This is a genomic window from Dysgonomonas termitidis, from assembly GCF_042654545.1.
Classification (GTDB): Bacteria; Bacteroidota; Bacteroidia; order Bacteroidales; family Dysgonomonadaceae; genus Dysgonomonas; species Dysgonomonas termitidis.
Genome location: NZ_JBHSGN010000152.1, coordinates 1 through 8,653, shown reverse-complemented (window position 1 = coordinate 8,653; position 8,653 = coordinate 1). Strand labels below are relative to the sequence as shown.

Below are 8,653 nucleotides of genomic sequence, written 5' to 3'. Positions count from 1 at the left end.
GCGGACGCAAACCGAATTAAATATGAATTGGTCTGCTGAGTTTTTCAGCAGACCCTAATTAAACAACCGGCATTATCTGCTCCGCTGTCCTTATCCTATTTTCCACATCATCTTTCGAACCGTTAAACGGGCCTGAATTTTCTATCTTGATAGTTGCCATTGCCGCAGCAAATCTTCCAGCCTCTTCTACGCCCGCTCCTTTTGCCCGCTTATACAGGTATCCTGTAACATAAGTATCGCCACAGCCCGTTGCATCAACCACTTCCGTGGGCTTATAAGCAGGTATCTTATAGAATTCCTTTCCGTCAAATATTACGGAACCTAAGCTACCGAGAGTTACCAGAACTTCCTTCACACCCCAGTCATATAACTGACGGGATGCTTGTTTTATGTCCTTCATTCCTGTGAGGACCTCCATCTCCAGGTCGTTTACTTTCAGTATATGGACATATTTCAGTGTTTCCAGCTTATCTTTCCAGTCTATAGGATATACATTCTGCTCCCTTACCTCGCGCAAATACCCTTGTGAATCGACTGCTATAAGCCCTTTTCGGGAAAGGTACTCGACCAGTTCGAGCGAAAAATCATCGGCGAGCAATGCTCCTAATAAGAATATTTTGGCATCTAAATTTTCAAAACCGTCTACAGAGAATGGGTCTGCCTTTGCCAAAACCCGCTGTGTGCGGTTATTCTGATTTTCTTCATATATATTCTCAAAATATACTGAATGCTGGCTCGGGATTACGTGTACATCTACATTTTTGGAACGCAGATCGTCAACGACACTCATTTCAGACTCGGCCAGAGATGTAACCAATGAATAATCTATATCATCGAAATGACGGATGGCATGAGAAAAATAGAAAGCTGTACCTCCGGGCATATGTACTGTCTTTTTAGATGTAACCACTTTATCCAAAGTGATGTGCCCGACACAGCAAAGATCATGTTTATGCATTATTCTGTTTTTTTGAAATGCAAAAGTAGTAAAATTGTTATGAATTCAGTATTATAATTCTTTATTTACTACTTTTGTCTTCAAATAAATAGAACCATATATCAGATGCATAAATCCGGATTTGTAAATATAGTAGGCAATCCCAATGTAGGAAAATCAACATTGATGAACCTTCTTGTGGGAGAAAAAGTTTCCATCATCACTTCGAAGGCGCAAACCACGCGCCATCGCATATTAGGTATCGTGAATACAGACGACTATCAGATTGTATATTCAGATACTCCCGGGGTACTACGGCCTAACTATAAATTACAGGAGTCGATGCTTAACTTCTCCGTATCCGCACTGAGCGATGCCGATGTACTGCTCTATATGACGGACGTTATAGAAAAAACGGATAAGAACGAAGAATTTCTGCAAAAGGTACAAAATGTAGATGCACCCGTTCTGCTGCTGATCAATAAAATAGACCAGACCAATCAGCAGGAATTGGAAAAACTGGTGGCTCAATGGAAAGAGCTGTTGCCAAAAGCTGAAATATATCCGATATCTGCCCTGAATAAATTCAATGTAGATACCGTAAAGAAAAGAATATTGGATTTGATTCCCGAGTCCCCTCCTTACTTCGAAAAGGACGCGCTGACCGACCGCCCAGCCCGCTTCTTTGTAACGGAGATCATCCGTGAAAAGATCCTCCTTTATTATCAGAAGGAAGTTCCTTATGCGGTGGAAGTCATCGTTGAGGAATTTAAAGAAGAAAAGGATATTATCAATATAAGGGCGTTGATAATTGCAGAACGCGACACCCAGAAAGGTATTATCATAGGCCATAAAGGCGCGGCGCTGAAGAAAGTGGCCACAATGGCCCGCAAAGACATGGAACGCTTCTTCAATAAAAAGATATTCCTTGAAATATATGTCAAGGTAGAAAAAGATTGGCGAAGCAGGGATAACCTACTCCGCCAATACGGGTATCGTCTGGATTGATCTTACTTTTACTCTTCAATTGAAAATCCTACCGACTTGAGATCGTCCCAAAAACGGGGATAAGACTTTGTCACCACCCTGGGGTGCGCAATATTGATATGATCCAGTTTTATGGCCGCAGGAGCAAAGGCCATCGCCATGCGGTGGTCTTCATATGTTTTTATTACCGGGTCAGCCTCCCGTTCACATCTTTCACCGTTCCATTCCAGGATGCTATCCTCGCTATCGTATAGCAGGTATCCCAATTTTTTCATTTCATTCTTCAATGCTTCTATCCGGTCGGTCTCTTTTATCTTAAGTGTTTGCAAGCCTGTAAACATAAAAGGAACTCCCATCATACAGCATGTAACGGCAAAAGTCTGAGCCAGATCCGGTTCGTTCACAAAATTATGGAACATCTTCTTTGTTACCTTTCCTGTCTTTGTCAGTACAACACCATCTTTAACATATTCGGTCGCGACCCCCAAATCGAGAAACAACTCGGCAACTTTAGAATCACCCTGCATACTGTTTTTAAACAGGCCTTTCAGTTCTATACGGGCATCCCCGGCAAGCGCTGCCATTTCATACCAGTACGAAGCTGCCGACCAGTCCGACTCCACAGTATAGTGCGTTGTCCGATATTCTTCGGGATATATCTTTATTGTCCGTCCGTCCCAATGAGTTTTTACACCGAACTGGGCCATCATACCCAACGTGAGTTTAATATACGGTACGGATATAATATTTCCTTCCAGATGTATTGTCAACCCCTTACTCATAGAAGGTGCGACCATCAACAAGGCAGAAATGAACTGGGAACTCACATCCCCCGACAGATAGATTTCACCTCCATCCAGTGCCGTTCCTTTAATTTTCAACGGCGGATATCCTACTTTTCCCAAATATTGGATACGTGCACCTAAAGAAACCAATGCATCTACCAAAAGATGAATAGGGCGTTCCTTCATCCGTTCTGTTCCTGTAATGATCCATTCACCCGGAGTTATAGCAAGGAATGCTGTCAAAAAGCGCATGGATGTTCCAGCCGCTTTCACATCTATCAGGTTGCTACCCGATGTGAAAGCCTCTACCATCACATTGGTATCATCACAATCAGAAAGATTGGCTATTTCTGAAGCACTAAGGCTCATGGCATTCAATATAAGAGCCCGGTTACTGATGCTTTTCGAAGCAGGGAGTGAAATGATCGAATTTATGGCATTTGGTGCCGTAATTTTATATTGCATATCGTATTTATTATAATTTTCAGTTACGAGTTACTTCGCCCTATGGGCAGTTACAAGTTACGGGATTACTGATGCTTCAGCCAGCTTGTTTACTCGTAACTCGCAACTTGCAACTAAAAAAATCATCCTGTATTACGCATACCGGCGGCGATTCCCGAAATTGTGATCATCAAAGCCAGTTCCAGTTCCGACGAGTGCTCTTCGTCTTTCCTTGTCCGGTGCAATAATTCCACCTGAAGAAGATTCAGTGGGTTTGTGTAAATATTGCGCATTGCGATATTCTCTGCCACTTCAGGCAGGCTTTCCATCAGATGCTCATCCTGAGATATCCTCAATATTGTATTCATATCGCTTTCAAGCTGGCTTCTCAGTTTTTTACCCAATATCTGCAAGTTATCTTCTACAAGCCTTTCATCATAATATTGAGACATACGCAGGTCGGCTTTGGCAAATACCATTTCGAGCATACTGATACGGGTACCGAAGAATGGCCAGTCTTTATACATCGCCTTCAATGTATCCATTTTGCCATTGTCAATGACCTGCTGCAAGGCTTCTCCCGCGCCTAACCATGCAGGAAGCATCAATCGGTTTTGAGTCCAGCCGAATATCCAGGGGATTGCGCGAAGACTTTCCACTCCCCCATTCGGACGGCGTTTTGCCGGTCGTGAACCCAACGGCAAACGGGCCAATTCCGCCTCCGGGGTAGCCTGATAGAAATACGGGATAAAATCCGGGTCTCTGTGAACCAAGCTTTGATAACTGTTACATGAAATATCGGAAAGCTCATCCATCAGATCCCTCCATTCCTGCTTAGGTGCCGGAGGAGGAAGAAGATTAGCTTCCAGTATAGCATCGGTATATAGCGACAATGTTTTAATAGCCAGATCAGGTAAACCTAATTTAAAACGGATCATCTCGCCTTGTTCCGTTACACGGAGTCCGTCCTTCAGCGAACCGGGAGGCTGTGAGAAAAGAGCGACCTTGGCAGGGCCTCCGCCACGGCCAACAGTACCGCCACGACCATGAAATAAAGTAAGGGCGATTCCGGCATCCTGACATGTCTTGATAAGAGCTTCCTGCGCATGGTACTGCGCCCAGCCGGCCGCCAGAGAACCTGCATCTTTAGCCGAGTCGGAATAACCGATCATTATCATTTGCTTGTTCTTTATAATGCCTTTGTACCAGTTGATAGCAAACAACTGCTGCATAATGCCATTGGCATTATTCAGGTCATTCAGCGTTTCAAACAATGGTGTTACCGGTAATGTATATGGACAATCCGCTTCTTTGAGCAACAGATACACTGCCAGTATATCGGAAGGAGTCCTTGTCATTGAAATGACATAGGTAGGAATTGACCCGACGGGTGTCTCCGCTATTACCCTACAGGTATCCAGTACTTCTTTAGTCTGAGGGCTGGGCTCCCAGTTATGGGGGATAAGCGGACGTTTCGAATTAAGTTCTTTTATCAGGAATGCCTGTTTGTCTTCTTCCGACCAGGTCTCGTAGTCTCCCAATCCAAGGTAGCGGGTTATTTCGGACAAGGCTTCAGTATGTATCGTACTCTCCTGGCGAATATCCAGCTGAGTCAGAGTTAAACCGAAACAACGCACCCGGCGCATGGTGTCGAGCAGTTTATCGTCGGCAATGATTTCCATCTTGCAGGCTACAAGAGATTTATAACACTCGTGAAGCGGCTCCCATAGCTGTTCGTTATGAATCAGTATATCATCTGTTCGTTCCGGATTCTTTCCCTCGATACGCGCATCCAGATAAGCTACAGTATTTTTCAGTCTGGTACGCAACCGTTTCATTGATTCACGGTATGGCTCCTGTACCTCATAGTCTTTTATATAATCCCTGAATTCAGTAGTGCACGTTGCCATCGACAGCTCTTTTACAAGAACTTCAACGTCTTCGAGAAATAGCCTGGCAGCTCTTTTTCTGCTATCCAGCAACACTTCACGGGTAATTTTTGCCGTTACATTCGGGTTACCGTCACGGTCACCTCCCATCCACGAAGAAAAGTGTATCGGGCGGGCATTAACCGGCAGCCGGTATGGTATTGTATTCCTTATCTGTTCGTCGAGTTCACGGATATATGCAGGGACAGCTTTCCACAAGCTGTTTTCCACCACTTCATAGCCCCATTTTGCCTCCTCGTTCGGAGTCGGACGTTTCTGGCGGATTTCGTCAGTATACCAATATTGGGCGATAAGTTGCTTCAACCTGCGCAAAATCTGCACCTTTTGGTAATTAGCCAAATCGTCATGGTCCAGCAATGCCAGACAATGATCGACCTGATTCAGATTATTGATAAGCGAGCGTCTGTTTATTTCAGTCGGATGCGCAGTCAATACCAAGTCAACGGAGATATTCTCTATTGCTTTTATTATGGCTTCATCACTAAGGTTAGCATCTTTTAATTTTTTATATATCTCCGGGAAATTGACAGGATTTTCCGCCCCCTGAGCATGAGGCGATACACTATTATACTGCTCGGCTGTATTTGTCAGATTCAGGAATTGATTGAAGGAACGCGCTACAGGAAGAAATTCTTCATCTTTCAGATTTTGAAGTGTCTTCACCAGCGACTTATGTGCTTCAATATCTCCCGAATGCGAGGCTTTGGAAAGTCTGCGAATCGTTTCTATCAGATCAACCATATCCTTCCCCTTAGCTTCGCCGATTGTTTTACCCAGCATATCACCAAGCAGTTTGATATTGTTATGCATCAAAGATTGCTGCAAATTACTCATAGTCTACTATTTAATTATGTACAAGAATGTATTTAATGTTGCATATTAAGATATAACAATCATTTATCGCTATACCTAGCTATAAATAAAAAGGTCTGCGACCTTAGCCGGTATCCATTTAGTGTTTATTTGTAAACATCAGAGAAAGTCTAATGTTTTAAATATTGCCTGTTTACTGAGAAAAAAGTTCTGATATTAAACAATATTCAGGATTAGCTTTCCGGTAGAGGAAAGCTAATCCACTGATTAATCATTGATTAATGTAAATAGTTCTTCGGCAGCTTCACGAGGTCCGTCTTTACTGTGTCCCTCTATCGCAAGAGATGTATAAATCTCACCTATCTTAACTCCGTTTTTATCCATATCGGTAAAGTATTCTTTGATAAGTTTACCCGCCAGTTTCTGCTCCTGTACAGGCCCGAACGGATTAGCAAAGTAAGATGTCACCAAACCTTTTTCGGTTGTGGTTCCTTTCGCTTTACGCGCTCCTGCCTCAAATACTTTGATAGCTTCATCCAGATCGGTAAAGAACTTAATTTTCGTATCCGACTCTGTATAGTTGTTCGCATAGAGGAAATAATCTACTTTATATCCTTTCATGATAACATCGTATGTAGCTGCAGGTATCGTGATGCGGGCATTAACCTTGTCCGGATTTGTGTAGATACCTCTTTCCAATTGCTCGAAAGCATACATAGGATCGAGGTCATCGATACGGACAAATGCACCGATCTCCGTTCCATAACCCTTTATTGTGCCATCCGTCTCTTTTTTCAGATAGCCCATATCATCAAATATGATACGCATATGGCGGATATATTTTTCGTTCAGCGTACGGAAAGCTTCAAGGCTTTCAGACTTTCCGGCCCCACTGTCTCCCATAATAATGATATTCGACTCTTTTCCGTTTTTCAGTGCAATGTTTACCATCGCCCCATGTATCGGCAAGCGGTGCTTTTCCATTTGCTTCACATTATGCAGTGTGAGCAACATTTTTTTCATATACCCGAAATAGTCTATATCGTCGCAATGGTTCGCATAACCGATAAGGATATCGTTCTTTTTATCTTTGTAATAGAATGTACGTTTTTCTTCATGTCCGTCCGGATAGCCAAAGACATAGATAATATCCGGTTTTTTACCGATATATTCGCTTTCTTTTGCCAGTTCGAAGAGGTTTGCCAAAGCAAAACCATGAACCATAAAATCTTTATGGAAATAGACAAATGTCAGCATATTCCCAACTTTAGCAGGGAACAGGAACCAGTCGTCCTCGTTGAGAACGATATTCTCAATAGGATTTATATTATGTTCCTGGAAAATACCGTCACGCGTATTTCGTTTGGTGTAAGAGATAAACGGAGGATTAAACATTACTGCCGTAATGAACGGTATAGGAGCCAGTCCATTGTATTCCACAGGACAATTCCAGCTGATATCGCTAAGCGTAAGAGCTGCATTCGCGCCTGCTGTTAATTGACGGTAAACACGATATTGGTAACCGATAACAGTTTCTTCGATACGGCGGTATATCGAAAGGATAAGCTCATTGAACAATTCGTTGGCCTGCATAAAACGAACGCTCTGCAAACCACTGCCTATCGAACTGTTGTGGACGATAGTATATCGCTCAAGCCTGCGCCAGAAGCTATAAAGCAATTCTATCAGTTCTATAAACAAGTCTTTATCATTGAAGAAGATAGCATATTTTCCATGCACATTCTGTACTTCATCAGGATTGCAGACAGTAAGCAATTTAAATGCCTCTATCAGCGTTTTTTCAAATTCCTCATCAGTCTTGAATTCTTTGATATAATATTCATAGATAATTATTTCATCTTTCTTCAGTTTCTGAATAAAGACTTCTATAACTCTATGGAATCCATAACTGTTAAGTATTTTCTGCCGCGTGTCGCAAAATTTCAGAGTGAAGTTGATTATTGCTTTACCTTCGCCTAGAGTAAATTCTTGTAGCATGTCTGATATTGTTTATTATTTATAATTTTTTGATTATCCGCACAATTTTCAGTTTATAATCTTCTGCTATATGGCTAAAACGAACAGAAGATCATAAACCGATTACTCCAACCTGAATATAATCAGTATTGAAATGCTTTCCAGTTTCAAATTTAAGGAAACTTACCTATACAATTAAACGAATTAATGACTAAATTTATAATAAATTGTAAATTTAAAACAAGATTTTGCTATTTTCCTGTAATATAGTTCTTTATAAATCATTCATTTTTGTTCTTATTCAGGAACTTAGGATTTACATCAAATGCATAGAAGGAAGTATTTGCTTCCTGTAAACACTTGGGACACAAGCAGTCCCGGTAATTATCTTTTATATAATCACGGACTCCTATAACAAGACTTACCTTACGACAACTGCATAATTCTATCCTGTCCTCCCTGCAACTGAATGACGCAGAACATCTCTTACATATCTTTTTCATTGTTTTTATTTTTAGATGATTTATAATATAATGATAACCAAGACAGAAGTGCCTATAATATAAACTTATGCTACCAACCGATACGATGGGCACAAGGTTACTATAAAACACAACCCGTTCTCGAAATACAAAAGCTTAAATACAGAGATAATTCTCCCGTTTTTTCAATCTTTTTCCGCGAAAGATGAAAATATATACTTTGGCAGGTCTTCTGACAATAGAAGTTAAAGATATAACTATCTGAATATAAGCAATTAT

At 41.5% G+C, this 8,653-nt stretch carries 6 protein-coding genes; 1 reads left to right on the top strand and 5 read right to left on the bottom strand.

Going from position 1 to position 8,653, the window contains the following annotated elements; translation table 11 throughout:
* Positions 1 to 58 precede the first annotated feature (58 nt).
* Positions 59 to 958, bottom strand: a complete 900-nt coding sequence (locus ACFO6W_RS23585; protein ID WP_380001136.1) for a PfkB family carbohydrate kinase — start codon at positions 956 to 958, stop codon at positions 59 to 61.
* 105 nt (positions 959 to 1,063) lie between these two features.
* Here ACFO6W_RS23585 and era point away from each other — a divergent pair, with 105 nt between their 5' ends.
* Positions 1,064 to 1,945 carry a GTPase Era gene (gene era, locus ACFO6W_RS23580; protein ID WP_380001134.1) on the top strand — a complete coding sequence of 294 codons (882 nt, stop codon included), beginning with the start codon at positions 1,064 to 1,066 and terminating at the stop codon, positions 1,943 to 1,945.
* Between the two features lie 8 nt (positions 1,946 to 1,953).
* Here era and aroA read toward each other — a convergent pair whose 3' ends face one another.
* From aroA to ACFO6W_RS23560, 4 genes are all read right to left on the bottom strand, one after another.
* Positions 1,954 to 3,174, bottom strand: coding sequence for a 3-phosphoshikimate 1-carboxyvinyltransferase (aroA, locus tag ACFO6W_RS23575; protein ID WP_380001132.1), 1,221 nt, complete (start codon positions 3,172 to 3,174; stop codon positions 1,954 to 1,956).
* A gap of 122 nt (positions 3,175 to 3,296) precedes the next feature.
* Positions 3,297 to 5,936 (bottom strand): phosphoenolpyruvate carboxylase, encoded by a 2,640-nt coding sequence (gene ppc, locus ACFO6W_RS23570; RefSeq protein ID WP_380001130.1) that lies wholly within the window; start codon positions 5,934 to 5,936, stop codon positions 3,297 to 3,299.
* A gap of 246 nt (positions 5,937 to 6,182) precedes the next feature.
* A complete protein-coding gene (locus ACFO6W_RS23565) occupies positions 6,183 to 7,913 on the bottom strand; it encodes a phosphoenolpyruvate carboxykinase (ATP) (RefSeq protein ID WP_380001128.1) in 1,731 nt (576 codons plus the stop codon).
* Positions 7,914 to 8,173: 260 nt separating this feature from the next.
* Positions 8,174 to 8,395 (bottom strand): cysteine-rich CWC family protein, encoded by a 222-nt coding sequence (locus tag ACFO6W_RS23560; protein WP_380001126.1) that lies wholly within the window; start codon positions 8,393 to 8,395, stop codon positions 8,174 to 8,176.
* Between the last annotated feature and the right edge of the window lie 258 nt (positions 8,396 to 8,653).